This is a genomic window from Lichenihabitans psoromatis, from assembly GCF_004323635.1.
Lineage (GTDB): Bacteria > Pseudomonadota > Alphaproteobacteria > Rhizobiales > Beijerinckiaceae > Lichenihabitans > Lichenihabitans psoromatis.
The window spans coordinates 56,673-82,500 of sequence record NZ_CP036516.1; the positions used below are offsets into that span (position 1 = coordinate 56,673).

Annotated in this window: 20 protein-coding genes and 1 pseudogene; 12 read left to right on the forward strand and 9 right to left on the reverse strand. The window is 63.4% G+C overall.

The genetic code is table 11. The features are described 5' to 3' along the window. Both EY713_RS21880 and EY713_RS21885 read right to left on the reverse strand, forming a co-directional pair. Window positions 1-1,074, reverse strand: coding sequence for an ABC transporter ATP-binding protein (locus EY713_RS21880; RefSeq protein WP_131120158.1), 1,074 nt, complete (start codon window positions 1,072-1,074; stop codon window positions 1-3). 133 nt (window positions 1,075-1,207) lie between these two features. Continuing rightward, window positions 1,208-2,305, reverse strand: a complete 1,098-nt coding sequence (locus EY713_RS21885; RefSeq protein WP_165491248.1) for an extracellular solute-binding protein — start codon at window positions 2,303-2,305, stop codon at window positions 1,208-1,210. Between the two features lie 657 nt (window positions 2,306-2,962). Between EY713_RS21885 and EY713_RS21890 the strand changes: the two genes are divergently transcribed. The 8 genes from EY713_RS21890 (at window position 2,963) to EY713_RS21925 (ending at window position 12,246) form a co-directional block, all read left to right on the forward strand. Beyond that, window positions 2,963-3,616 (forward strand): IclR family transcriptional regulator, encoded by a 654-nt coding sequence (locus EY713_RS21890; RefSeq protein WP_245573063.1) that lies wholly within the window; start codon window positions 2,963-2,965, stop codon window positions 3,614-3,616. Next, complete coding sequence (locus EY713_RS21895) at window positions 3,613-4,710, forward strand: S-methyl thiohydantoin desulfurase (protein ID WP_131120164.1); 1,098 nt, start codon at window positions 3,613-3,615, stop codon at window positions 4,708-4,710. Before EY713_RS21890 ends, EY713_RS21895 begins: the two co-directional genes overlap by 4 nt. Continuing rightward, window positions 4,707-5,318, forward strand: coding sequence for a glutathione S-transferase family protein (locus EY713_RS21900; RefSeq protein ID WP_131120166.1), 612 nt, complete (start codon window positions 4,707-4,709; stop codon window positions 5,316-5,318). The genes EY713_RS21895 and EY713_RS21900 overlap by 4 nt, the downstream gene beginning before the upstream one ends. Before the next feature lie 86 nt (window positions 5,319-5,404). After that, the gene (locus EY713_RS21905) at window positions 5,405-6,691 is read left to right on the forward strand and encodes a Zn-dependent hydrolase (protein ID WP_131120168.1); all 1,287 of its coding nucleotides are present in this window, start codon (window positions 5,405-5,407) and stop codon (window positions 6,689-6,691) included. Continuing rightward, window positions 6,691-8,331, forward strand: a complete 1,641-nt coding sequence (locus tag EY713_RS21910; RefSeq protein WP_131120170.1) for an S-methyl thiourocanate hydratase — start codon at window positions 6,691-6,693, stop codon at window positions 8,329-8,331. The genes EY713_RS21905 and EY713_RS21910 overlap by 1 nt, the downstream gene beginning before the upstream one ends. 70 nt (window positions 8,332-8,401) lie before the next feature. Further along, complete coding sequence (hutH, locus tag EY713_RS21915) at window positions 8,402-9,934, forward strand: histidine ammonia-lyase (protein WP_131120172.1); 1,533 nt, start codon at window positions 8,402-8,404, stop codon at window positions 9,932-9,934. 100 nt (window positions 9,935-10,034) lie between these two features. Then, a complete protein-coding gene (locus EY713_RS21920; RefSeq protein ID WP_131120174.1) occupies window positions 10,035-11,405 on the forward strand; it encodes a dihydroorotase in 1,371 nt (456 codons plus the stop codon). A 148-nt stretch (window positions 11,406-11,553) separates the two neighbouring features. Next, window positions 11,554-12,246: a helix-turn-helix transcriptional regulator gene (locus EY713_RS21925; protein WP_165491249.1), complete on the forward strand. Its 693-nt coding sequence runs from the start codon at window positions 11,554-11,556 to the stop codon at window positions 12,244-12,246. A gap of 1,062 nt (window positions 12,247-13,308) precedes the next feature. Here the strand turns inward: EY713_RS21925 and EY713_RS22915 are convergent. Continuing rightward, window positions 13,309-13,929: pseudogene (locus EY713_RS22915) on the reverse strand (IS21 family transposase); the annotation flags it as partial. A gap of 132 nt (window positions 13,930-14,061) precedes the next feature. Here EY713_RS22915 and EY713_RS21935 point away from each other — a divergent pair. Continuing rightward, the gene (locus tag EY713_RS21935) at window positions 14,062-15,597 is read left to right on the forward strand and encodes an ISL3 family transposase (RefSeq protein ID WP_245504449.1); all 1,536 of its coding nucleotides are present in this window, start codon (window positions 14,062-14,064) and stop codon (window positions 15,595-15,597) included. 343 nt (window positions 15,598-15,940) lie between these two features. Here EY713_RS21935 and EY713_RS21940 read toward each other — a convergent pair whose 3' ends face one another. Together EY713_RS21940 and EY713_RS21945 are read right to left on the reverse strand one after the other, a co-directional pair. Continuing rightward, window positions 15,941-18,256 (reverse strand): relaxase/mobilization nuclease domain-containing protein, encoded by a 2,316-nt coding sequence (locus tag EY713_RS21940; RefSeq protein ID WP_131120180.1) that lies wholly within the window; start codon window positions 18,254-18,256, stop codon window positions 15,941-15,943. After that, window positions 18,253-18,786, reverse strand: coding sequence for a hypothetical protein (locus tag EY713_RS21945; protein WP_245504445.1), 534 nt, complete (start codon window positions 18,784-18,786; stop codon window positions 18,253-18,255). Before EY713_RS21945 ends, EY713_RS21940 begins: the two co-directional genes overlap by 4 nt. A gap of 461 nt (window positions 18,787-19,247) precedes the next feature. Between EY713_RS21945 and EY713_RS21950 the strand changes: the two genes are divergently transcribed. The 3 genes from EY713_RS21950 (at window position 19,248) to EY713_RS21960 (ending at window position 20,925) form a co-directional block, all read left to right on the forward strand. After that, a complete protein-coding gene (locus tag EY713_RS21950) occupies window positions 19,248-19,949 on the forward strand; it encodes a ParA family protein (protein WP_131120182.1) in 702 nt (233 codons plus the stop codon). Then, complete coding sequence (locus EY713_RS21955) at window positions 19,946-20,362, forward strand: hypothetical protein (RefSeq protein ID WP_131120184.1); 417 nt, start codon at window positions 19,946-19,948, stop codon at window positions 20,360-20,362. Before EY713_RS21950 ends, EY713_RS21955 begins: the two co-directional genes overlap by 4 nt. Before the next feature lie 191 nt (window positions 20,363-20,553). Next, window positions 20,554-20,925 (forward strand): helix-turn-helix domain-containing protein, encoded by a 372-nt coding sequence (locus EY713_RS21960; protein ID WP_131120186.1) that lies wholly within the window; start codon window positions 20,554-20,556, stop codon window positions 20,923-20,925. Between the two features lie 165 nt (window positions 20,926-21,090). On the opposite strand, the gene EY713_RS21965 is transcribed toward EY713_RS21960, so the two are convergent. The 4 genes from EY713_RS21965 to repA form a co-directional block, all read right to left on the reverse strand. Continuing rightward, a complete protein-coding gene (locus tag EY713_RS21965; RefSeq protein ID WP_131120188.1) occupies window positions 21,091-21,411 on the reverse strand; it encodes a DUF736 domain-containing protein in 321 nt (106 codons plus the stop codon). A 557-nt stretch (window positions 21,412-21,968) separates the two neighbouring features. After that, window positions 21,969-23,198, reverse strand: a complete 1,230-nt coding sequence (repC, locus tag EY713_RS21970; protein ID WP_131120190.1) for a plasmid replication protein RepC — start codon at window positions 23,196-23,198, stop codon at window positions 21,969-21,971. A 220-nt stretch (window positions 23,199-23,418) separates the two neighbouring features. Continuing rightward, window positions 23,419-24,438, reverse strand: a complete 1,020-nt coding sequence (gene repB, locus EY713_RS21975; RefSeq protein ID WP_131120192.1) for a plasmid partitioning protein RepB — start codon at window positions 24,436-24,438, stop codon at window positions 23,419-23,421. 2 nt (window positions 24,439-24,440) lie between these two features. Then, on the reverse strand, window positions 24,441-25,646 hold the full coding sequence (gene repA / locus EY713_RS21980) for a plasmid partitioning protein RepA (RefSeq protein ID WP_131120194.1): 1,206 nt from the start codon (window positions 25,644-25,646) through the stop codon (window positions 24,441-24,443). Between the last annotated feature and the right edge of the window lie 182 nt (window positions 25,647-25,828).

The window sequence follows — 25,828 nt, forward strand, 5'->3', positions numbered from 1 at the left end:
TTAAGCGTGGGACAGCACGACCGCGCTGTCGCACGCGAAGGTCATGGAGAGCTGCTGGCCAATGTTGGGGATTGGCAAGCCCCGGTCGTTCCGCATCTGGATCATGTGGAGGCGATCCTGCGCGTCCCGGACGTGAACGTTGATAAAGCTTCCCTCGAACGCCACGTCGCTGATCCGGACCTCTACAGCGTTGTCGCCTTCGGCGTCGGGACAGAGCCGAACATTCTCGGGGCGCACGTACAGCCTGACGGCCGATCCGACAGAAACGTCGGATCCGACCCTGGCCAGGAACGCACCTGCTGACGTGGAAATGCGCCCGTAGCCGTTCTGGACATCGACGAGTTGGCCGTCGATGTGGTTGTTCTCGCCGACGAAGGAGGCTACGAAGCCATTTGCCGGCTGATTGTAGATCTCCGCCGGCGTACCCACCTGTTGCAGCACACCAGCTGACATGACGGCAACTCGGTCCGACATCGCCAGCGCCTCACCCTGATCGTGTGTGATGTAGATGAAGGTCAAGTTGGTTTTCTTCTGGATCGCGCGAAGTTCGCTACGCATGTGTTGCCTGAGCTTGAGGTCGAGCGCCGACAAGGGCTCGTCGAGCAGCATGACCTTGGGCTCCACGGCCAGGGCGCGAGCGATCGCAACGCGCTGTTTCTGACCGCCCGACAACTGGCCGACGCGCTTATCGCCTGACCCGCTGAGGTCGACGGTTCGGAGAAGGGACTCGGCTCGCTCTCGACGTTCCCCCTTGGGAACACCTCGGACCTCCAGTCCGAAGGCGATGTTCTCCGCGACCGACATCAACGGGAACAAGGCAAGGTTCTGAAAGATGAGCGCAGTCGGCCGCCTGTTCGGCCCGATGCCGAGCATGCTCTTGCCTCCGATCCTTATCTCTCCAGCCGTTGGGTCGATGAAGCCTGAAATTATACGCAAGATGGTGGTCTTGCCGCACCCGGACGGCCCGAGGAAGGAGAAGAACTCCCCTGCCCGGATGGTGACGTCGACGTTGTCGACCGCTTTGAAGGCGCCGAATTCGACAGTCACGCTGCTGAGTTGGACATCTTCGCTCATCGCGCATCCTAACGGATCGGGTTGCCGATCCTCCGCCGCTGAGGATGGCCGCAGCTTATGCCGGGTTCAGCCGCAGGTCCGGCAGCGGTTCAGCTCCGTCACTGCCTTCACAGGCCGTGACCGCCGGACCTCCTCAGGCGGCCTTGTACTTGTCGACGTACTCGCCGCGCAGCTTCAGGAACCAGGAGTCCTGCGCGGGCAGCCACCAGATCTTGTTCAGCGCATCGCCGGGATAGGCCGCCTTGTAGAAGGCGGCGACCTTCGGATCGAGCAGGTCCGCCGCGCCTTTGCCGGTCGGATTGGCCGAGAACGCCGTCGCGTTCAGGGCTGAGCCCTGGGCCGTCGAAACGAAGTTGGCGAACGCCGTCGCCTGCTCGACGTTGGTCGCGTTCTTCATGAGGAAGTAGCCCTGCATCCAGCCGAATGCCCCCTCCCTGGGCGCGACATAGGCGAAGGGAAGACCCTCCTTGCCGAGATTGTAGCCCGTCGAGTCCCAGCACAGGCCCAGGGTGCACCCGTTATCGCGAAAAGCGGACTGCGCATCGTTCTCGCCGGTCCAGAACTGAACGATATTAGGCTTGGCCGCGACGGCCGCGGCCAGCACCAGATCCCATGCCTGCCGCATCGTGGCCTCGTCCTTGAAACTATCCAGGAACGGCTTCGGGAGCTTACCTTGCTGCTCGAGAACGCGCCCCATCGACATCAATGCCAAATGGGCGAGGACCGTGACCTTGCCCTTGAACTTGGGGTCGAACAGCGAGGCGAGCGTCGTTTCGGGGTACTCCATGGGAGCGTCGACGGTCGAATGGATGAGGGCCTCTGTGCCCCAGACGCTCGGGAGATAGTAGCGCTTGCCGCCGATCGTGGCTGCGTCGCCGACTGCGCCGGACACGAACGCGGGATCGTAGTTGTCGAGCTTAACCTTCGTCATGTCCCAGGGCTGCACGAGGCCGTTCGACACCCAGGCCGGCAAATGATCGATGGACGGTTCGGCGAAGTCGATGCCGCCGGTCTGCAACGCGACCTTGCACCGCGCATACATCGTGTCCTGGTCGGGCTGGTCGAGCAGGTTGACCTTGATGCCGGTCTGCTTGGTGAATGCCGCGAACAGGTCATCATACTTATAACCTGACCAGCCCATGAAGTTAACCTCGCCCGACGAGGCCCGCGCCTTCGCCGATATTATTGCGGGCGCGGCGAGGCCCCCAATGGCCGCGACGGCTGACTTCATCACCGATCGACGGTTCAGCCATCCCAACTTTAAATCATCAAGCATCGACAACTCCCATCATGATTGCCTCGGGACGGCTGACTACGGTCCATCGGTTCAGCCTCGGTGCCACACGCAGCGGCGCCGGATTTATCCCCGATCGCTCCGCCGATGCGCGACACCTCACCCGACTACGCAAAAACTTCCGTCTGGTGGTAATCAACACCAATTGGTGGTAGCAAGTCAACCGCATTGCTGCGGTCATATCTCAGCTTCAAATCAGGCCGCATACACGTCTCTGCCTGAAAAATTCTCGTCCCTTCTGGCGCATTGCAGTCTTAGTAGCATCTGCTTGACAGACAGCGTCACAGCGGCGGAATATAGTCCCGCAGGATGGCAGTCGAGCTTGGCATTGCCCTGGGGTAGCTTGGGTCATTGAGATTTGGACGGCCGCACGGTCGTCGGGCTGGACCGCGAGCCTCCTACGTCGGTCCGACGAGGATTGATCACGCGGAGCCGAAAAGGCCGTCGCGGGAGTCGCAGGCGCGGGGATTTTTGATGTCGGAAGTAGACGCTTCCAGTGACGAAATGGAACCGAAGGCGCAGGACCGCACGACGGTTCGTGCCGTGGAGAGGGCGTTCGAGTTGCTGGGCTGCTTCAGTGGGGATCAAAGAACTATGACGTTGAGCGAGGCGGCGCGTGCGGTCAGCCTCCCGTTGAGCACCGTTTCTCGTCTGCTCGGCACGCTGGAGTCGAGCGACTTCGTCCGCCGGCTCTCGGACGGGCGCTACGTGCCCGGTGGTCGATTACTCAAGGTCGGCGTCCTGGCCCTCCATGGCCTCGACCTTTACGACATGTCTGCACCTTACCTCGAGCAACTCGCGGATCAGACAGGCGAAACCGCCAACCTTGGTATCCCGACTGCGGACGACCAGGTCCTCTACATCAGGCAGTCGCTCAGCAAGCATTCCATCAGACACGCCGCCTGGATCGGTCGGTCCGTGCCGATCGAGGGGACGGCCATCGGCGCCGCGATTAGCGGCCGCTTCGGGCGAAATGGGGTGAGCCTTGCACGGGTCACCCTCGAGCCGGACGTCACTGCTCTTGCTGCGCCCATCTTCGGAGCGGACGACCTCATCGTGGGGGCCTTGAGCGTCACGGGCCCGAGCTATCGGATGGATGACGCCTTGATCGATCGCGCCAAAATTGCGCTACTACAAGCAGTGCACTCGCTTTCATTGTCCCTTGGAGCTTCGGAGGCCAAGCCGAGCGACGGCCGACGGCGCGTCCAGTCGAAAATCGAACTGCCAACTATCGAGGGCCTGACATGAGGCGCAATTTGACGCGAGTCGACGTGAAGCCCGCGATGATCGGCGGGCTGCTCCTGTCGGCGGGTGGGAGCGGGGTCGAGCGGTCGCTCGAGCGACACGACCTGGCCGCCGACGTAGCCTTGGGGCTCGGCCCAGTCGCTTTCGTGTCACTCGACGAGCTGCCCCAGGACGGCATCATTCTCGCTTCCACTTCAGTCGGGGCACCCGGCCATGCTCAGCCGGAACTCGTCCTGCGGGACCATGTCGACGCCGCACAGGCTGTGATCGCGAGAATGGGCGCAAAGCCGTGCGGGATCATCTGCGGGCACGTACCCGGCTTCAATGCTTGGCTTGTCGCCGCCGCCCTCGGCATCCCGTTGGTGGATGCCGCAGCAAACGGCCGAGGACATCCGACCGTCAAGATGGGTGGGATGGGCCTCGCCTCCCGACCAGAGGTCTCCATCGTGCAGGCCGCTAAGTGCGGCTACGCCGAATCTGGCACTCGGCTTGCGATCGTAGCGGAGGGCAACCTCATCCGCACCTCCCAGGTGATGCGTCACGCCGCGATCGTGGGCGGCGGTCTGGTTGCCTCGGCGCGTGGCCCGTACTCGGTCGGGTTCGTGGCAAAGAACGGTGCTGTGGGGGCGATCTCATATCAGATGGACCTCGGCCGGGCGATGCTGGCGAAGGAGCCGGGTTACGCCCGCGTCGCCGCTGCTGCCAAGTTCATGGGTGGCGAAACCCTCATCACCGGGACAGTCACCGAGAACTCGGTTGGGTACCGTGACGGCTTCGACGTCGGTCGACTCGTCGTCTCAGACGAGACGTCGCAGCTGACGATCGGCGTCTTCAACGAGTTCATGACGGCGGATCAGGACGACAAGCGGGTCGCGACGTTCCCGGACATGATCGGATCCCTCGACCCCACCTCGGGCGATCCGATCGCGATCGCCCAACTCCACCCTGGCTCGGTGGTGTCGATCGTGGCCGCTCACCACACCGGGTTCCCACTCGGGAAAGGAGCGCTCGACCCCGCGCTCTTTGTCGAGGTGGAGGAAGCTCTAGGCCTCGACATCCGTTCCTACCTGCCGGCCGCAACAGCGTTGAAGCCATGATCAGACTTCATGACAGTAAACTCTCCGGCAACTCCTGGAAGATCCGGTTGTGCCTACGGCACCTCGGCATCCCGTTTGAGAGGGTCACCCTCAATCTCGCCGAAGGCGCGCACAAAGCCGACTCATTCACTGGCCGGAACCGCTTCAAGCGCGTGCCAGTCCTCGAGTTGGAGGATGGCCGAAATCTCGCGGAGTCGAATGCCATCCTGCTGTATCTCACGGAAGGGACATCGCTCTTGCCGGCGGATGCGGTCGAACGCGCGAAGGTGGTGGCCTGGCTGTTCTACGAGCAAGCCGACCTGATGCGCTTCCTCGCTTTCCCACGCTTTTACGCGAACACGGGGCAGAGCGAGGCCTTCGCCGATGTGATTGCGCACTACCGGTCCCTGGGCGAAGCAGGGCTCGATGTCATCGAGCACGCATTGGAAGGGGCACCTTGGCTAAACGGCGATCTCCCGAGCGTTGCCGATTTCTCGGTGTATCCATACATTCGGCTCAGCCCAGAGGGCGGCTACGCGCTTGCGGGCAGGCCTGCCATCAACAATTGGATGGCTCACTTCGAGGCACTGCCCGGCTTCGAGCCGATCGTACCGGCTCCCCGACATTGACCGATCAGCCGGAAGACACGTCGAGACGATCCAACAGCGGCCGCGGAAACAGGCACGTCAATGCGGATCGTCTATGGCGAGACGTGATGGGGCTCGGGGCAATCACGGATCCCGGCCGGCCCTACACGCGGCGATGTTTCACTGATCGGTTTCTCGACGGGCGCCGCTGGCTCGCTGGGCGGTTCGCGGAAGCGGGCCTGGAGGTCCACCTCGATGCCGCCGCCAACATGATCGGACGGTTGGAGGGCAACGAGCACGGGCTGCCGGTCCTGGCCATAGGCTCGCACTCGGATACCGTGCCCAGCGGAGGTCGCTTCGACGGTTGCCTGGGCATACTCGCCGGCCTCGAGGCCGTTCGCACGCTGCGCGACCGCGGCATTCGCCTTCGGCATGGAATCGAGATCATCGACTTTCTAAGCGAGGAGCCGAGCGACTACGGCCTCTCGTGCATCGGTAGCCGCGCCATGTCCGGGTGCCTCGAGTCAGGGATGATGGCCTTCGCGAACCGGGGTGGCGAGTCCCTGCAAGCGGCGATGCGGCGCATGGGCGCCGACGGCTCGCCGCACGAGGCGCCCCCGCGCGAGGACATTGCGGCTTTCTTGGAGTTGCACATCGAGCAGGGACGCATCCTGGAGACCTCATCAACAGACATCGGCGTGGTGACCGGGATTGTCGGCATTTTGCGCCTCGAGATCGTCTTCCTTGGCACGGCCGACCATGCTGGGACAACTCCGTTCGACCTTCGCGGCGATGCTCTGGTCGCAGCCGCACGGACCGTCATGGAGGTGCGGCGAATCGGACAGCGCTTCGCGTCCGCCGAAGACGGCTACTTTATCGCGACGACGGGATGCTTCGATGTCGAACCGAACGCCGCTAACGTCGTGCCCGGACGGGTTCGGCTCATCGTCGAGGCGCGAGCGGAGGCGAGGCAGCATATGGACGCCTTCCGCGACGAGCTCGACGCCGCCACTCTTGAAGCGGCGGCCGCCGCCAACGTTGGGCGCGAGGTCTACGGTCAAATATCGCGATCGGAGCCGGTGCGCCTGTCGCCGCCCCTGCAAAGGCATCTTTCTAAGGCTGCCAACGTGCTTGGGCTCTCGTCGGTGGCGATGGCGAGCGGCGCAGGTCACGACGCGGCGTTCGTCGCCCGCATCGCCCCCAGCGCCATGATCTTCGTGCCGAGCCGGATGGGTCGCAGTCATTCCCCGGACGAATGGACGGAAAAGGACCAGTGCGCCGATGGCGCGGCCGTGCTGCTCCAAGCGCTACTGCAGATCGATTGCGATAACGCCTTCGGCGACCATGCGTCGCGATCCGCTTCGGCTAACCCCGAGAGGCCCGCCGCGATGCGCGGCAAAGGAGTGGACCTGTGATGGATCGTCAGATAGTTGCGGCCCGTGGAAGCGATCTTCGCTGCAAGGGATGGCGTCAGGAAACGATCCTGCGCCTGCTCGAAAATAATTTAGAAAATGCGGAGAACCCGGCCGACCTCGTCGTCTACATGTCCTGGGCCAAGGCCGCGCGTGACTGGAACGGTTATGATCAAGCCGTCAGAGCCCTGCAATCGCTCGAGGAGCACCAGACCCTCGTTATGCAATCCGGCAGGCCCGTCGGCCTGTTCCCCTCGCAGGGGAGCACGCCGCTTGTATTAATGGCCAACGGCAACGTCGTGGGCGGATGGGCCGGAGACGACGATTTCCGCGCCCTGGAACGCAAGGGCCTGACCATCATGCCCGGCATGACAGCGGCGGCTTGGCAATACATCGGCAGCCAAGGCATTCTGCAGGGCACCTACGAAACGTTCATGACCGCGGGACGGATGCATTTTGGCGGTTCGCTCGCCGGCCGACTGATCGTGACGGCGGGCTGCGGCGGCATGAGTGGCGCCCAGCCACTTGCCGGTCAGTTGGCCGGCGCGGCTACGCTCGTGGTCGAAGTCGACGAGCGGCGCATCAAGCGTCGCGTCGACACAGGCTACTGCCAGCGCCTGACGCATGATCTGGACGAGGCCCTGCGCTGGTGCGACGAGGCGCGCGCCGACAAGGTGGGTGTGTCGGTCGGGCTGGTGGCCAACATCGCGACTGTTCTTGCCGCGCTCATCGAACGCGGCATCACCCCGGACATCGTGACGGATCAGACCATCGCCGATCCGGTGAACGGCTACGTGCCACAGGGCCTGAGCGTCTCGCAAGCCGCGGACCTGCGTCGCGGCGACCTCGAGACCCTTAAGGCCCGCGCCCTCGAGACGCTGGCGCAGCATGTCTCCTCCATGCTGACGCTGCAGCATCGTGGCGCACTGGTCTTTGAATACGGGAACAACCTGCGGAAATATGCACGTGACGGAGGCCTGAAGGAGGCGTTCGGGTTCCGGTCGTTCATCGAGCTCTTCATCCGCCCGCTGTTCTGCGAAGGCATCGGGCCCTTTCGTTGGATCGCGCCTTCTGGCGATGCCAACGACATTCACGCAATAGACGACCTGATCCTGTCGACATTCCCGCCCGATCACCGCATCGCGAGCTGGATCCGCACGGCGCGAGACCATGTTCGGTTCACCGGCCTCCCGGCCCGAATCGGGTGGCTCGGCTATGGTGAGCGGCGACAACTCGCTCTCGCCGTCAACAAGATGGTGGCGCGCGGCGAACTGAAGGGACCGATCGCCTTCACCCGCGACCACCTCGACTCCGGATCGGCGAGTCTGCCGCACCGAGAGACGGAGAACATGGCGGATGGGTCCGACGCCATCTCCGATTGGCCCATCCTCAACGCACTTCTCAATTGCGCGTCGGGCGCGGATCTGGTCGCCGTCCACGCCCTGGGCAATTGGGGGCAGTCGGCGGGCGTGACCACGATCGCCACGGGGACGGCGGATGCTGCGGATCGACTGTCCCGTGTGATGGACAACGACACGGGGATCGGGATTCTCCGGCACGCCAGCGCCGGATACGAGACCGCGCGCAAGAAGGCGCGGTGCTCCGGCCTCGGTATACCCGAGCAACTGGTCTCGGGGCGTTGACGAAACCAATCGGCTGCAGCCCCCGGATCCACGTGTTTCGCACTCGCACCGCAAAGCGACGGACAGGACAATGACTATAATGCTTTATCCGGGAGCCGTTCCGCTATCGGTTATCGAAACGATCTACTGGACCGGCGAGCCGGCGAGGCTGGACGGGTCCTTCGATGCGGGCATGGCGCGGTCCGCCGCACGGGTTGCCGAGATCGCGGCCGGCGCGGTGCCGGTTTATGGCGTGAATACCGGCTTCGGGAAGCTGGCGTCGATCAAGATCGATAGCGGCGACGTTGAGGCATTGCAGCGCAACCTGATCGTCTCCCACTGCTGCGGCATCGGCACCGCGTTCTCCGAGCCGATCGTTCGCCTGATCATGGCGCTGAAGCTGATCTCTCTCGGTCGCGGGGCCTCAGGCGTGCGGCTCGAGGTCGTCAGGCTGATCGAGGCGATGCTGGAGCGTGGCGTCATTCCAACGATCCCGGAAAAGGGCTCTGTCGGCGCGTCTGGAGACCTGGCGCCACTCGCCCACATGGCAGCGGTGATGATGGGAGAAGGCGAGGCCTCGGTCGCGGGAGAGCAGATGGATGGCCGAACCGCCCTGAAACGGGTCGGCCTTGCGCCGATCGTGTTCGCCGCGAAGGAAGGTCTAGCGCTCATAAATGGAACCCAGGTTTCGACCGCCCTGGCTCTCGTCGGGCTTTTCCACGCTCACCGGGCAGCGCAAGCGTCCCTGATCACCGGCGCGATGTCGACCGACGCGGTGATGGGCTCGACCGCTCCGTTCGATCCCGGTATTCACGCATTGCGCGGCCACAAGGGCCAGGCCAGTGCTGGCGCGGCGCTGCTCGCGCTGCTCGAAGGCTCCGCTATCCGGCAGAGCCATTTAAAGAATGATCCGCGTGTGCAGGACCCGTACTGCATCCGTTGCCAGCCGCAGGTTGCCGGTGCTTGCCTCGACCTCCTCGCATCGGCTGCCCGGACGCTGGAGATCGAGGCGAACGCCGTCACCGACAACCCGCTCATCCTGCCCGACAACTCCGTCGTTTCCGGCGGCAACTTCCATGGTGAACCGGTGGCCTTCGCGGCGGATCAGATCGCCCTTGCGGTGTGCGAGATCGGATCGATCGCGCAACGGCGGATCGCGCTCATGGTCGATCCCACGATGTCATACGGACTGCCGGCCTTCCTCGCCAAGGCGCCGGGACTGAACTCGGGCCTCATCGTCGCGGAAGTCTGCTCCGCGGCCTTGATGTCCGAGAACAAGCAGATGTCGCATCCAGCCTCGGTCGACTCGACCCCGACCTGCGCCAACCAGGAAGACCATGTTTCGATGGCCTGCCATGGCGCAAGACGCCTGCTGCCGATGACGGAGAACCTCTTCGCCATCATCGGGATCGAAGCCGTGGCGGCGGCGCAAGGGATCGACTTCCGCGCGCCTTTGGCCACGAGCCCGGACCTGTCGAGAGCGGTATCGTTGATCCGCACCAAGGTCGCATTTCTGGATCGCGACCGCGCGATGTCGCGCGAGCTCCAAGCCGCAGGACGGCTTGTATCAAGCGGGCAGCTCACGGCCGCGGTCTCACTGGGCATCATCCCTACCCTTTTGTGATCCACGGCTCACGAGGATAACCGACCAGCGCCCGCCGAACCGGCTCGCGCGATCCTCTTGGTCCTCGGTCGCGTGAGTTCTTCAATCATCGGAGTGAACCATGTCCGACTTCGATCTCGTGCTGAGCGGTACGCTCATTCTCCCGGATCGAATCGTCCCGGGCGGCTTCGTTGCCGTGCGGGACGGCGTCGTGGCCGGTCTGGGCCAGGGCGTTGCGCCAGCAGCGCGGTCCCGGCACGCTCTCGGCGAAGCCCTAATTCTACCCGGCGCGATCGACGCGCAGGTCCACTCCCTAAGCCAGAAGAACCAGGAGGACTTCATCTGGTCGACCCGCGCCGCAGCGGCGGGCGGCATCACGACGATCGTCGACATGCCCTATGACGAGGGAAGCCTCGTTTGCTCGGCCGAGGCCGTCCGCCGCAAGGCCGCGCACGCCTCCGGCCAGGCGCGGGTGGACTTCGCGCTCTATGGCACGATCGATCCGCTGGAGGGCGCGGCGCGGATTGCAGAGCAGGCCGAGGCCGGCGTCGCCGCTTTCAAGTTCTCGACCTTCGGCACGGATCCCAAGCGCTTCCCCCGGATACCGGCCCCGCTGCTAGCCGAGTGCTTCACGGCGGTCGCGCGGACCGGCTTGGCGGCAGGGGTGCACAACGAGGACGACGAATATGTCCGAATCGCCATGGAAAAGGTCCGGGCGAGCGGCATTGCGGACTACCGCGCCCATGGCCTATCACGCCCGCCCTTGACCGAGCTTCTCGCGATGCTCCAGATCTATGAGATAGGGGTAGCGACCGGTTGCCCGGCGCATGTCGTCCACTGTTCGCTCGCGCGCGGCTATGAGATCGCTGCGAGCTACCGTGCGCAGGGGCACGCCGCCACCGTCGAATGCCTCATCCACTACCTGATGCTGGACGAGGAAAACGACGCCCGCCGCCTCGGCGGACGATCGAAGTGCAACCCGCCCTTGCGTCCTCGGGCCGAGGTGGAGTCGCTGTGGCGGCAGCTCGCGGCGGGCAACGTCACGCTCCTGTCGACCGACCATGTAAGTTGGTCCCTCGACCGCAAGAGCGACCCGGACATGCTCGCCAACGCGTCCGGCCTGCCGGGGCTTGAAACGATGGTGCCGCTGTTCGTCAAGGGTGCGCTGGAGCGTGGCATTCCGTTGACCTGGGCAGCACGCCTCATGGCCGAGAATCCGGCGCGGCATTTCCACCTCGATCATGTCAAGGGCGCGCTCGCGATGGGGAAGGACGCCGACATCACCGTTCTCACCCCCGAACCAACCATCGTCGAGGCGGCGAAAACAGGACACAGCGTTGCCGGTTGGTCGCCATTCGACGGCACGCTCCTGCCCTATCGCGTCGCCGGAACTTACGCGAGAGGCTGTCACGCCTTCGACGGAACTCGCGTCCTGGCGGAGCCCGGCTCGGGATCCTTCGTGCGTCCGTTGCCCACGATCTCTTTTTCGTAATCCTTCAGATGCTGCTAGCGCTCGGGGAGCCTGGAATGTTGATACTGAGATTGCTTGTCTTTGCTGTCTATTTGACTTGGGCACCTCTCCCCTGCTCGCCCCTGCCCCAAAGGACGATTGTTTGAATGTTGCCCGATCGTTCGCCTTCGTGAACGCAGTTTCCGCCGCCCGAACCCCGGGCGACATCGGGATTCAGCTCGTCCGGCTCGCCGCGGCGTTCGGCTTCTCGTCTGTGTTCGGCGGCCTCGTACCACGTGCCCGGACGCCGAAGAACCAGATCACGCCGCTCGTGCTGGTCCAGCACATGCCGGCAGACTGGGCGGTCCGCTACAACGAACGCGGCTACCTGTTCAAGGACCCGGTGTTCCACCGACTGCAAGCCGATCCCCAACCCTTCAGCTGGGCCGACAGTTACGCGTCATGCCCAATCCAAGCCGATCGCAGACTGGTCGGCGGGGAGGCCGCAGAGTTCGGCCTGACTGGTGGCTATGTGGTGCCGGTGATCACGCTCGACGAGCGAATCGCGGCCGTGTCCTTCGGCGGCGACCGGACGACGCTCGATCCGGACGACGCGGGGAAATTGTCGTTTGCTGCCACCTGCGCCGTCGGACGGTTTCTGCAGCTGCATGCCTCGGCTGACAGCCCGCCCACGCCGCTCACACCGCGCGAGCGTGAGTGTCTGATCTGGACCGGCGAGGGAAAGACCGAGGCCGACATCGCGGACATCCTGGGTGTCTCGACATCCACGATCAGCAAGCATATCGCTTCGGCGCGCGACAAACTCCATGCGATCAATAAGGCGCACGCCGTCGCCGTGGCCATGAAGCTCAACATGTTTTGAAGGCCGCAGAGACCTGGCCGGTGGACCACCGTGGGCATCCGCCGGCACAAGATTTCCAGGGCGCCGGCGACTACCGCCGCTACGATCTTAGCAGACCAACATTTCGGCCCCGTGCATCGATTGATAGGCAGGGGTTCGGCGGCGGCGTGGGTGTCAAGGTGCGGGGTACGGTCGCAAGGCGGTTTCATTGCCAGTTCACGGCCACAATTAAATACCTGAAAGCCTACCTTTGGTTGCATAAAGATAAGATTAGGCGTCGCCGATAGATGATCTAAACGCCGCGACATGCTTTTTTTTAATGATAACGGCATATCTGTATGTTCTTTTTCATACATTCACCCGGCCGGCATCGGGCGGGTTTTGCCAGTGGGGACTTGGACTGAGAAAAAGGAACTGGTTCCAAACACATCGATTGGGCCTTTCAGTCTTTTCAGCTTGGTGTGGGCATTGCTCCTTATCGGCCTTGCCAACTGGAATCCCGGGAGATGCAATATTCACCCGACAACGTGGTGGTCACAGGAAACAGCGCTCACTTTCGCCACTATCTGGATTTCGTGGAAGGTTTTCCTCGCTCCATCCGGCACGGTTTTCAAGAGCTATAATAGGCTCCCCGATGGCAGTCTGACCGACAACGTTCGCGTGAAGCTCTTGATTTCGTAACGGCCTACTCCGTAGTTCTATTCGACACATTCATCTGGAAGCTCACTCTCGTAGCATTTTTGACGTTCATCGCATGGCTGTTGGGCTGGCATGAAAACTCGCCTATTCCAATGGGATTGTTTCTGGCGTGGGCGCTGTCGGAGATCGGCCGCTTCGGAATGGTGACTGCAGGAGTAGCAGGCACGTTCTTCTCGAAAGGTAGACTGTGGGCCGCGTTCCTCCTGTCGATGTTATCGGTGTGTGCTTGGTCAGAGAGGGCTTTGGCGGGCTGCGGAGTGAGCGCAGGCAACCTCCCACTGGTAGGAACGTTCTTCAAGGGACATGGCCATCTGTGCCGGCGACGCCTGGATCGACAAAGGAGCCAACCTGATCCTCATCGGCGGACCGGGCGGCGGTAGAACACTTGCCGGAGGCCTCGGCGCGACCGCGATCGAGCGTCATCAGGGGTGTTCCGCCGATGAACAGGTCGAGGCGGTCGTCGTAGAGCAGGACCCGCAGCCGGTGTCCGATCAGCCGTGAGGGGACAGTATAGAAGACCTTTTTGAGCGTGAAGCCGCTCGTTGAGGTGACGGTGACGATGGTTTCCTCGTAATCGCAACTGCGCCCGCCCGGCAGGGGCTTGAGCGCCAGCCGTTCGGCTTCGATCCGCTTTGTGATGCGCGCGTTCTTGCGGCTGACGATCTCGTCGATGAAGCGCCGATAGGCGAGGAGATCGGCGAAGTCGCTGGTGCCCCGCATCAGCAGCGCGTCCACCACCGCCTTCTTGAGGTGGCCGTGCGGACTTTCGATCGCGCCGATCTCGTGAGCGATCCCGCGATTGTTGCGGGTCGGCTCCATGCCGTAATGGGCACACAGCGCATCATAACGTTGGGTGAGGTCCCCGCGGGCGTCCGTGTCGAGGTTGCGGAACGAGGCTGACAGGCTGTCGCTGCAATGCTCGCGTGGCGCACCGCCGAGCGTCCATAAGGCGTTCTGCAATCCTTCGGCCAAAGCCACATAGCTCTCGCCGCCGAGGACGACATGGACTGTCGAATCGCTTCCAAGCACGACCCCTTTTCGCTCCGAATGCTGGGTCTGACTCACTTCTGATGATGTCTGCTGATGGGCTGCGGCTGGGTCCTCAGCGAGGTCAGCGCCATGCAGCGGAAGTTTTAACTGTCGTCCGTGATCCCATCGGGTCTGGCCATTGAGGGCGTCACGCTGGATGCCGGGCTCATCCTGATCACGGCGAAGGCCATCTCGGCCACGGGCGCGTGTCCGCTCTGCGAGAGCCCCTCGCGACGCGTTCATAGCCGATACGTTCGGCGCCTCTCCGATCTGCCGTGTGCAGGCCGCGGCATCCGTCTCCACCTGGCGGCACGCCGGTTCCGCTGTGACGAGCCACTATGCCGCCAGCGGATCTTCGCGGAGCGCTTCGACCACGGCGTTGCAACATCCCGGTCTCGCCGCACGGCTCGGCTCTATTGCATCGTCCACCACCTCGGGCTCGCCCTCGGCGGCCGTCCAGGGGCGAGCTTCGCCAAGCGACTGATGCTGCCGGTGAGCAACGATACCTTGCTCCGGATCGTACGGCGCCGGTCACAGCGGCCCGCTGAGCCACTCAGGGTAGTTGGCATCGATGATTGGGCGTTCCGCCGCAACCACCGCTATGGCAGCATCGTCTGCGACCTCGAACGCCGCCGGATCGTGACGCTGTTGCCCGATCGTGAGAGAGCGACCGTCGAGGCTTGGCTCACGGCGCATCCTGGGATCGAAGTCGTGTCGCGCGACCGCGGTGGCGGGTATGGCGAGGCCGCCGCCAAGGCGCTCCCCCACGCTGTCCAGGTCGCCGACCGATGGCACCTGATGGAGAACGCCAGCGCGGCTTTCCTCGATGCGGTTCGCAAATCGATGCGGCCGATCCGTGCCGCGATCGGCGCGACAGTGATCGACCCCACGCTGCTCACCAATGCAGAACGCTTGCAATATGAAGGCTATCTGCGGCGCGAAGACACCAACGCTGCGATCCTGGCGCTCGCCAAAGACGGCGTGCCGATCAAACAGATCGTGAAACGGACAGGGCACAGCCGAGCGCTTGTCCGGCAAGTGATCCGGGGCCAGCGTACCGATGTGTTCCGCACCCGTCAGTCGTCCCTGGAGGCTCATCTGCCGCTGCTCGATGCACAGTGGGCAGCTGGGTGCCACAACGGCACGGAGCTATGGCGTCGCCTGAAGACGCATGGCTTCCAAGGATCCCTTCGTGTGGTAAGTGAGTGGAGGACCCGGCGCCGGCGAGCCGAGACGGTGACGGACCAGCAACTCCAACGGGTTCCCTCCGCCAGGATCATCGCGCGACTGATGACCATCGGACGAGACCATCTCAGCAAGGCCGACACAGTGACGATGGCGGCCATCGAAGGCGGCGTGCCGACCCTGGTAGAGGCCCGAAGCCTTTTGGACCGGTTCCATGCCATGATCCGACGCAAAAGCCCCGGCCTGGACGGCTGGCTCACCGATGCCACGACCAGCCTGATGGCCTCCTTCGCCGCCGGAATCCGCAAGGACAGGGCTGCTGTCGTGGCCGCTATCGCGAACCCATGGTCTAACGGCCAGACCAAGGGACAGATCACCAAACTCAAGCTGGTGAAGCGGCAAATGTACAGGCGGGCCAAGATCGACCTGCTCGAGGCTCGGCTTCTCAACAACCCATGAACGTCATCACAATTGCGTCAGACCCACTATTGCGGGTGATTTTACATCCATTATCGCCTGGGACACGCGCTACGCCAAGAGCCAGGACTACAGCCGGATGGCGCGCCCGCATGGGCGAGCGATCGACGGGCGCTCTGGACGAAGGTCGAGGAGCGGGAGGACGAGTCGAACCGCAGTTACCGGTGCCAGCACTGCGGATCGAGGCGGATCCGCGTGTCGCCGGACTGGAGCGACCATGTGGCTCAGGGAAACGGGCGGACGCGCCCGCCTGGTAACAACGAAAACTGAAACGCAACGTTGCTCTGGCGAAGCTGGTTTTCCCGCCAGATCGCTTTCGCGTCGCTTACGACATGCATTGTGGCCTGGCCGACTCAGCTTCCCCAGCCTCAGCCTCGATCTCCCGGACGACGCGCTGCTGCTCGGCACGAAGCTTGGCGAGAGCATCCGTCTGGCCGAGGTCCGCTGGCAGCGGCCGCTCGGGATGCGCTGCAAGGGCCCGAACAGCCTCCGATGCTGCCACAGCCTCGCGGCTCTCGCGCGCGGCCGCCTGTTCAGAGGTCGACACCATCGCCCGCTCGGCCCGGAGTTCGCGGACCGCATCCGGGTCGGCTCCTGCCCTGGCCTCTTGTCGGCGCTCGGCCTCGACGGTCCGGTCGGCAAGCCGCTCCGCTGTCGCCGCCTCGCGGGTCTCCCGACCCAGGATCTGCTGCGCATGGGCGATGAGCCGGTCGGCGTTCGGGCCGGCGATCGCCTCAATCTCCGCGCGCGTCATCGTTTCCACACCGCTCTCATGCACCCGCTGCAGGTCGATCCGATTGGCCAAGGTCTCAAGATATCGGGCGGACGCCTCCTGGAATTGCTGCTTCGTCTGCCCCTCCAGCAGGTCGCTGGTCCGGGACACCGCCTCGTTCATCAGGTTGAGGTCCTTCACCATCTTCTCCGACGTGATGGCCATGTCGTCGTGCTCCTTCGTGAGGTGATCCACCCTCGTTTCGATCGTGTGCAAGATGGTGCCGAACGTCTGCGCCATGGTCAGACGGGCCAGCATGCCCTGGGCGAGGTCGTTGGTCGGTTGTTCTCGTGCCACCGTGCGCCACGCCGCGGCGCTGTCGTCGACCGCCTGCCGCGCCGGCTCCGAGGTGGGCAGCCGGATCGGATTGCTCCGGGCGGTGCCGATGCGATGCCGGGCGTTCTCGATCAGGCGCTGGTTGTCGGGGTGCGAGGCATAACCTCGGTCGCGGGCCTCCCGGGCTGGGCGCGGCCGCTCCGCGACATCGACGATCGCCTTATCGCGTGGCCCGTAGCTTTGCGAGGAGGCCCGCTCCCGTGCAGAGGTTGCGACGATCTTGAGCCCCTGCGCCTGGGCGTGTTCGGCATAGGCCTCTCGCCAATCCTGGAAGGTGTCCCGGCCGGGGTGGATCTTCTGACCCGCTTCGTTCTTCACGGTGATGACCGCATGGGCGTGGACGTGCCCGTCGGCTTCCTTGTCGGTGTGGACACCGAACATGAATTTATGGTCGGCAAAGCGGTCGTGAAGGAACGCCCGCGCGGCCTCGATCAGGGCACCGACATCTGTTCCCGCCTTTGCCGAAAGGATGAGGTGCATGGTGTCACGCGAGGACTGCGACCGCAGCGACCGCCCCCATTCCCGCGCGGCGGATCGCGTGTCGGCGACATTCGCCACCGACTTCCCGCGATCGTCGATCGCCGGCCCTGCCTCGATCAGCTTGTTCAGCCGATAGGTCACGCCATCGCGGCCGTGGCTCGTCCCGGCCGGCATGAGGACGACGGCATCAGCCCCCTGCCCCGTCGCCGCCTCGATCCGAGCCTTGATGATCGCTTCCGACGCCGTGTCGAACCGACGGCGCGTGATGCTCGTTTCGCCTTCCCCACCCCGTTCTTCACGAACCCGCAACCGTTCCTTGGCGCAGCCCGCCAAGGCGACGACAGCTCGCGCTTCGAGGTCGCCTGACGGCGTGCCATCGATGCGCGCCGCATAGCGATGCCCACTGAATCCCGCCGAGAAAGCCGTGCCCATCTTCTCGCGACCTTCCGGCGTGTCGCGAACCCCCGCGAGTCTGAGCCGCAACGCGACGACGTCCTGGCTCTCGGCACGTTTGGCGAAGCCGGTCGACCAGCCCTTCATCTCCACGGCCACAGCCTCCCGGTCCTCGAGAATCCGTCCGTCATGGGTCTCCAGCGCGACCTCCTCGCGCTGGATGTACTGGCCCGTCGCGGTCACCCGTGCGACGCCGCGGGCATAGGACACGACCTTGATCACCGCGGGCTGATAACCCGCCGCGAGCTTGCGGGCTCGGCCCAGCGCTCCGCCCTGCCCTGCTCCGCCGGAAGACCCACCTTCTACGGGCAGATCGCGACGCGTCGGACTGAAGCGCCCTGCCCCGACCGCTCCGCCGCCGCCTCTCGACATCGGCAGCGCACGACGTCGCTCTTCATCGACCCCGCCCGTGATGGTCGAGCCGCGCCGAATGCGTTGCGAAGAGACCGGGGACGGCGCGGCCTCGACCCGCCCTGCCCTTGATCGAGGCACCTCTTCCAACCCAATCGGGCGCCGACGCATGGCGCGCGCCGCCTCGACGGTCCGCAAGGTCGACTGGGTCTGCGCCAGCCACCATTCAATCCGATCCGAACGGCTCATGAGGCGAGGCTCTCTTCGTCCCGCTCGGTCGGTATGGAAAGGCTCGCGGCACGGCGCAGCTTGGACCCGTAGGCGACCGTCATTTCGGTCAGATCGGCGTCGATCGCCGCTACCATCTGGTGGAGCCCGAGCCACACCGGTTCCGTATCCTCGATGCGCACGGCCTGCCCACGGTGGATCGCTTTCAGCACCTGCAAGAGGTTGCGGCCGACCATCCGAACTTGGCCGGCGAGCAGGATGACGGCCTGCGTATTCTGCGCCGAGAGCGCGGGTCCGGCTTGCACCGACGCGCGGATGAGACGCCGGACCACCTCGGCCTTCGGTAGACCGAACAGGGCCGCGGCTTGCTGCAGACGCTGCTCATCCGCGTCGGAAAGCTCGGTGCGAAGCCGTGCCTTGCGTCGAGGGTTGCCGGCCGTGCGTGCCACCTCGCCCTCCCCCTTCTCGGCCACCAATCCGACCGGGGTCGGACCTCTCGGCGCGAAGGCGCCCCGGCTGCGTCCAGCAGCCACCCCGGTTGTGGCCCACAAACCGGTATCTTGTCAACTAATATACACTATAATAAACCTACATGAAGCCTGGGTCGCAGAGGCCCTGAGCCCGCGGCACCGGACCAATCAAAAGCCACGGCCGCATCGCGTGAGCGCTTCACCGCACCGCAATCGAACACTCCGGCAACGCCGGAATACCGCATTCCGGCACTTGCTCATTCCTTGCTTCGCGACCTCCGGCATTCTCAAATCCACTCATTCGCACGGTCCACACATCACGCATGATCGAACCACTTCATCAGCGAAACCCCGCATCGTTGGATTGCGCCACTCCGCTACTGTCGACCCTGGGCACTGCCGTTCTCCCGCACACCTGCGCTGCGGCAAAACATGATCGTGGGAAAGCCGCAAAGCCAGCCTGCCGAATTGCATTACATCTAATATAATGTATGTACGAGATCTACGGCTCGCCGAGCCCGGCATTCACATGAGGACCCTCCATGCCGAGTATCTTCGCCGTCGCCAATCCGAAGGGCGGGAGCGGCAAGACCACCGTGGCCATCATCCTCTCCGGAGAGTTTGCCAAGCACGGCTACTCCGTCGCCATCGTCGATGCCGACCCGCAGGGTTCCTCCTACCAGTGGCACGCCTCCTCGGTCGCCCGCGGCCTCAGTCCTAACGGCATCGACCTCATCCGGGCTCCCGACGAGAAAGCGCTGGACAAAGCCATAGAGCAGCTCGATGCCTACGACGTCGTCGTCATCGACACCCCCGGCTATTACGGCGAGGCCCTGATCCAATCGGCCCTTCGGGCCGACCTCCTGGTCCTGCCCTGCAAAGTTCACACCTTCGACGCATCGCAGGTGGTCCGCACCATCCGGAACCTCGAGCGGCATGCCGATGATGCGAAGCTACCCATGATCCAGCACCGCGTCCTCTTCAACGAGTATGACAGCCTCGACCGCAACACGCGTCCATTGCGAGAGGTCGTCGCCTACCTCGACGGCGAACGCGTGCCGGTCTGTGCCAACGCGCTCTACCGCCGCGTGACCTACCGCACCATGACGAGCGGACACGGGACGCTCTACCAAATGAGCGACAAGGACGAGTCGGTGCGCAAGGCGCGCTACAACGCCGACCAGGTCGTTCGCGAACTCCTCGCGGCCAGCCAGAGCACGACCACGGCCGAGGCCACACCATGAGCGACGCGGCAGAAGTTCCGAAGGCAGAGCGCCCTGCCCTGCCCCGCGACACCTTTCGGCATCAGCGAACCGCATCGACGTCGCCAATGCCGGTCGTGGTCACGCCGGATTACAGCGAGCTCAAGGGTAGCACGCCTGTCGTGGGGCCGGATCGGCTCGGGTCGGAACGCGAGCAAGCCGTCGCCCCGAGACTGCGGCCCAAGGCGAAGTCCGTGTCTCCCAGAAACCCATTCGCAGGCTATGGCGAGCGGACATCGTCGCGCCCCTATGCCCTCCGCCTGCCCGATGCCATCGACCTGGTGCTGCGCCAGATGGCGGCCGAGGAGCGGACGCAACCGCTCCGCGTCATCGATCGCATCCTCTATGAACACCTGAAACGATCCGGGCGCCTGCCACCTCTAGACCGCACCTGACCACAGCCCCTCCGCCGTCCCTACAGCGCTATTGGGGGAGCGCGGGACGGCTCCGGCGCTGCTCCGCTTCGCTGCGGTCGCTCCCGCGACTGGACAGCTGCCGGAAGGCTTAACGGGGAGATCAGACATTCAATATACAAGACGTCGGCGCCGGCGTACGATCGCGCGCCACGCCGAGGCCCGCGCCCCAGATGCCGCCCGTTCGCAAGCCCAAGGTCATCGACAATTCCATTCTCAACGAAATGCTCGCCATTAGGCTGCAGCAGCTCGAGATCGAGAATGGTGGGATGGAGGCGTTCCTGCCGAAAACCGGACTGGCGCGAGGCACTTACTATCAGGTGCTCCGCGGCATCGGGAACCCGACCCTCAAGACGCTTGATCGCATTGCGTCCAGCCTGAATTTGAGTGTCCTCGAGCTGCTGGGGTTCGATATCGACGATGCCCGGCGCGCCCTCAAGAAGAGCGGTGTCAGCTACGACGATCTCGCCTCGGCGCTCGTGAAGAGGAATGAGGCCGACCGGCGCGTCGCGCGTCAGACGCGTTCGAGGAAGCTGCCCGGCTAACTTTGAATCGCCCATACCGCTTCGTGGCTCCGACGTGACCGTTAACGTACTTTGTCTCGGTCGAAGCTTCGAAGCTGCCTTTCGTTTCGGCCAGGATGCGCCAGCAGCAGGATGGCTGAGTGGTTGCGCCCCGCTCTGTTCGGAGCGGGGCCTGGTGTCGAGGTGTCAGCTGGCGGGGTTCCAGATGATGACCTTCTTGGTGGGGTCGTCGCCGGGCGCCGGGGCGACATTGCCGTAGATGGTGCCGAACTCGGGAGCCGAGAGCGACACCGAGATGTACTCCTCGCCGGTGTTCTTCGAGATCCGGTTCCAGCCCGCGCCCACCTCGAAGCCGTTCTTGCGGGACACGATCCGGTAGTCCGGCTCGTTCTCCTTCGCCTTGCGGCTGTTGGGCACCAGCGCAATCGGCGCCGTGACGTTGAGGGTGGTCAGCGTGCCTTCGAGGTTGCCGTCCTGCTTCTGGGTGAGGGTTGCGATCGTGGCCATTGGGTTGTCCTTGAGGTTTGGTCGGGGTCCATTCCCCGATGACGACCAAAGGAAGGGGCCGGGCGCCGACGTCACCAAGCGAAAGCGCCGGGGAACCCCCTGCCCGGGGCCTCGTGGCGCTCGCGCCATGGGGTGGGTTGCGGGGTTGACGGAACAAGGCGACCGAGACCCGGACAAAGGCGTCACAAGGGAGGGGATGGGCCGCGACACGACCCATCAAGGACACCGAGACAACAAGGCCAAGCCGCCGGAAGCCAGATGCAGGCAGGACATGAACGCCCCTACCCTCGCGTGAAGCGGCGTGATGCATCCAAACTCCGGCCGAACGATGGGAAGCCTGGACCTGAAATGTCCACGCGGGTTGTCGGGGTGATATGATGATCGGCATCGTCGGACACCCGAACCAGCATCACGGTCGATCGCCCGCGAAGTTCAAACGATGTGAACCCTCATCTGAGGCGGCACGTCGACAGGGCGCTCCGTTCTGGCGAACAGCGTTCACGATGGCATCTGGACCGAACTGCCCTACCCTTCCGAAAGGAGCACCGCTCTCCACATCAGGCCCGCTTCCTTTCGCGCTGCCGGGACCCAATGAGCGCCATGAGCATGGGCCCGACCGAGAACGCCCCCTCCTCCGCTCGCCGGGTCAGATCACGTATGTAGCCCCCGGCGCTGCTGATCGTGGCGCCGCGCTGCAGGATCGCTGCGACCACGATCGCGGCCTGGGTTTCGCCCATCACGGCTTGAGCTGTATCCCACGCGCTCGGACTGATTCCCAGCATGGGCCGCACGACACCGACCGTCGCCAGGAAGTCCCGCCAGTTTGAGATGCCCCCCTTCGCGTAGTCTGAGAGGTCAGGGCATGCGTCGAGGACCATCCCGAGAGGATACACCCCAAGCGGCAGCCTCGCTTTTGCCGAAAGTGGCTCGACGCTCGCCCCCATGTCTTTTCGAGAGACAGGTTCAAGTTCAATAAGGGTGTCTGGATTTGAATTCTGTTTGTGCCGCTCAGTTTGAGACTCATTGGCGCTTATATTCTGGGTTTCTGTGTGGGATTCCAGGATGTTGAGCACCTCGTCGGCGAGCATTGACAACTCGTCGGCCAGCGGGGCGAGTTCTGCCTGGCTCGCGGTTCGCGGAACCCGCCCGACGATGCCTCGGAAAAGGGCATGGATATCGGCCCAGGTCGCCGGCCCCTCCCCAGACCCTCGGGTCGGCACTCCTTCTTCGATACCGGTCGCGATCATCTTGGCGATGTCGCGCCGGCACAGGGTGATACGTTCGCGGACGATCTTGAGCGCACGCTCCTCGGCGAGCACCTCCTCCGCCCAGGCACCAAAGCTTTCGGCTCTCACCACGATGGGGGAAAGGTCGAAGCCGAAGGCGAGTTCGACATCCCCTCCCCTGCCCTTCCGGGCATAGCGCTTGCCGTTGGGACTATCGCGTCGAACAATCAGACCCGCATCGACGAGTGCCGCAATGTGACGCCGAAGCGTCGCGGGCGCCATGCCGTGCGCCCGCAGGGCCAGCTGCTGATTCGACGGCCAGACGATGAGGTCCTCGCCGGTCAGGACCGTCTCCGGATGAAACGTCAGGAGCGCGTCGAGGACCGCCAGCGCGCGCTCGGATACGCCGATGCGCGCTTTCGCGGTGCAGATCGTCCTGAACACGCTCCACTTGTGGACGGCCTTTTCCGGGGGCCGCGTCTTCGCGAGCGCCTGGTTCGTCACGTGGGCGAGTGTAAGGGTCCGCCGCCCAAAGGGCGTCGTCGATTGGTACAGTTCCATGTCCTTGCCTCTCATGGGGCAAAGGAAATCCGCTCGCCGAAACGGCGCTACTTTAGCGTCAAAACTCTTGACGGTGAGTCCAGGAAGTGCGATTCTCTAAGTCGCCAAACCACGAGAAGGGCCTTCGGAACTCCGTTTCGGGGGCCTTTTTCTTTTGCCGGTTACAAGTCTCCAGGGTTGCGCTTCATCCCGACCAGCTTTCAGATGCCGATCAAGCTCGTCAGGCGGAAGAATTCTCCGCCTTGAATTCGTCGTACAGGGCCTGCAGCCGGCCTTTGACGTAGTCGCCGAATTTCGGCGCTGTCCGATCGTCGAACACCATCGTGAGACGCTTGCTGCCGCGAGAGATCCGAGCCGCTTGCGTACCGTCGGCGGTACTCCAGTTCTCGGATTGAACACGAGCGGGCCTTGTCTTAATATCGCTCATAAGCGCTTCAAAGCGCTTATCGGAATCCAGCGAGGCAAAGTCAGGCTGAGACACTATTCGCTCGGCACGCGATCGGTTTTCTTGCTTTTCTAAAAGCTCAGTCAGTTCCTGCCAGCGCACCCGTCCGTAAGCCGGGGCAGGTCCTATCGACTCGATGATCTCAGCTGGGACTCGTCGGGCAACGGCTATGAGCCGTGAGAGGGCCGCCTTATCGACAGCGAGCGCAGCCATGATGGTCTCGCGTGTGAACTTGCGGTCTTCGAGACGAGCAGCGAACCGGGCTCTCTCGATAAAAGTCAGGTCGGTGCGACCGCTATTCTCCTGGCCCTGCGCGATGACTAGTTGTTCATCGCTAAGTTGCCTCACGACAGCGCGAACCTTTATGCCCAGTTCGCGCGCCGCACGCAGTCTTCGGTGGCCGAACGCCACCTCGTAGCGACTCTCATTCCCAGCCTTCGGCCTGACAAGGATGGGAACGTTCTGCCCGTGCTCTCGAATGAGCTCTCGGAACGCAGTGCTTTGCTCCTCGGATGCATCCATTCTATCTGCAACGAAAGAGTTGTCGATCTGCGACGGTTCAAGCTCAATTATAACCTGACCTTCGATCAGCTTTTGCTCGATCTCGTCGGCGCGCTTCACCTTATCTGTCATGCCGCCAAGGGACTGCGAAATTGCGCCCAGCGCACTCGACTGCTTGATGCTGCGCTCCATACCCAACAACGGTCGCGACTTCGCCGACGCGGGAAGAGACGAGGCTTGGTCCGCTTCACGTTCGTGCGAAGGTGCGGGATCGAAGTTGATTTTTCGAGCCATCGTCAGCCTCTAGCCCAGGCTTGTCGCATCAGCCCCTCGATCTCGCCATTGACCAAGTCAAGTGCTTCTACAGCCCTGTCATACGTCCCGCGTGTGAACTGCTGTCGCTCAACCTCGTAGAGGGTCTGCTTGGTCAGGCCAGCATCTGCAACCGCGGTACTCTTAACCATCGGATGCGTGAGAACACGGGAGCCGAAAATTGATCGCATCAGACCTACCATCGTAGTTTGCGGACCGTCGCTGGGCTCGTAGCGAGTCACGAGATAGCGCATCCAGTCGTAATGAGTGGTGCCCCCGGCGTTCGCGACAACATCAAGAAGGCTGCCGGTCATATTCAAAAACTGCGACATTGACATCACGTCGAGCATCTGCGGATGGACCGTGATCAGAACGGCCGTAGCGGCGCACAAGGCTGAAAGCGTCAAAAATCCAAGCTGCGGCGGACAATCGATGACTACCACGTCATAAGCATCGCTGACCTGTCCGATTGCCTCCCCTAATCTCGCGAAGAACAGCGACTCGCGACCCTGCTTACTCAACAAGGCTTTTGGCGTCTCATGCTCGAACTCCATGAGTTCGAGCTGTCCTGGCACGATGTGCAGGTTGGGAATGTACGTCCCCCGCACGATCTCCGCCATTTCACGACGTTGGTTGTCGTAACGGATCGCGCCGTAGATCGTCTCGTTCTCACCGACGTCGAGCTCTGGCTGATGACCAAACAAAGTCGAGAGGCTGGCTTGTGGGTCAAGGTCAATCGCGAGCACGCGATAGCCCCGGAACGCAAGGTACTCTGCGAGGTGAGCGGCCGTGGTGGTTTTGCCGCTTCCACCTTTGAAGTTCATTACTGAGATAACCTGCAGGGACTCACCGTCGCGCCTATATGGGAGGTAGCGTTTAGTTCCCTTCCCAGAGCGATCCAGGTCGGCCCGCAAAGCTTCGATGTCTTCGATTGAATAGGTGCGCCGATTGTTTGCTTGAGCCGGAGGGCCCTTCCCTTCCGCCACAAGCTGCCTGAGGTAGCCTTCTGCTATACCTATAAAACGCGCTGCCTCTCCAGGAGAAAAGCGACGCAAGTTCTTCTGAGCCTGCGGTGGGAAATCGCGAAGCTGCTGAGCTTGAAGCCGCGCAGAAAGCTCCGCAGCGTCTGCGTTGATCAAGCTCCGCAAATCTCCTACGGGCTGTACTTTGACGTTGGACGCCGCGGCCATTGTCTTCTCTGCATCTGCGTATATCCGTGCTGTCTGCTCGGAAAAGCGCTGATTTGCACATTGCTTCCGATTCGGCCTCTGGTGCAAGCTATTTTCAGTTAACAAAACCTTTCTAGATGGACCGGATCACGGATGCGCAGCTAGTATGTTTGGGTTGTCAGCGTACAACGCTCGGCTCCCGT

Bases quoted from the DNA above. Each gene is read 5' to 3' on its own strand.
- EY713_RS21880 (WP_131120158.1), bottom strand. From the start codon at position 1,074: ATGAGCGAAGATGTCCAACTCAGCAGCGTGACTGTCGAATTCGGCGCC.
- EY713_RS21885 (WP_165491248.1), bottom strand. From the start codon at position 2,305: ATGAAGTCAGCCGTCGCGGCCATTGGGGGCCTCGCCGCGCCCGCAATA.
- EY713_RS21890 (WP_245573063.1), top strand. From the start codon at position 2,963: ATGACGTTGAGCGAGGCGGCGCGTGCGGTCAGCCTCCCGTTGAGCACC.
- EY713_RS21895 (WP_131120164.1), top strand. From the start codon at position 3,613: ATGAGGCGCAATTTGACGCGAGTCGACGTGAAGCCCGCGATGATCGGC.
- EY713_RS21900 (WP_131120166.1), top strand. From the start codon at position 4,707: ATGATCAGACTTCATGACAGTAAACTCTCCGGCAACTCCTGGAAGATC.
- EY713_RS21905 (WP_131120168.1), top strand. From the start codon at position 5,405: ATGGGGCTCGGGGCAATCACGGATCCCGGCCGGCCCTACACGCGGCGA.
- EY713_RS21910 (WP_131120170.1), top strand. From the start codon at position 6,691: ATGGATCGTCAGATAGTTGCGGCCCGTGGAAGCGATCTTCGCTGCAAG.
- hutH (WP_131120172.1), top strand. From the start codon at position 8,402: ATGACTATAATGCTTTATCCGGGAGCCGTTCCGCTATCGGTTATCGAA.
- EY713_RS21920 (WP_131120174.1), top strand. From the start codon at position 10,035: ATGTCCGACTTCGATCTCGTGCTGAGCGGTACGCTCATTCTCCCGGAT.
- EY713_RS21940 (WP_131120180.1), bottom strand. From the start codon at position 18,256: ATGAGCCGTTCGGATCGGATTGAATGGTGGCTGGCGCAGACCCAGTCG.
- EY713_RS21950 (WP_131120182.1), top strand. From the start codon at position 19,248: ATGCCGAGTATCTTCGCCGTCGCCAATCCGAAGGGCGGGAGCGGCAAG.
- EY713_RS21955 (WP_131120184.1), top strand. From the start codon at position 19,946: ATGAGCGACGCGGCAGAAGTTCCGAAGGCAGAGCGCCCTGCCCTGCCC.
- EY713_RS21960 (WP_131120186.1), top strand. From the start codon at position 20,554: ATGCCGCCCGTTCGCAAGCCCAAGGTCATCGACAATTCCATTCTCAAC.
- EY713_RS21965 (WP_131120188.1), bottom strand. From the start codon at position 21,411: ATGGCCACGATCGCAACCCTCACCCAGAAGCAGGACGGCAACCTCGAA.
- repC (WP_131120190.1), bottom strand. From the start codon at position 23,198: ATGGAACTGTACCAATCGACGACGCCCTTTGGGCGGCGGACCCTTACA.
- repB (WP_131120192.1), bottom strand. From the start codon at position 24,438: ATGGCTCGAAAAATCAACTTCGATCCCGCACCTTCGCACGAACGTGAA.
- repA (WP_131120194.1), bottom strand. From the start codon at position 25,646: ATGGCCGCGGCGTCCAACGTCAAAGTACAGCCCGTAGGAGATTTGCGG.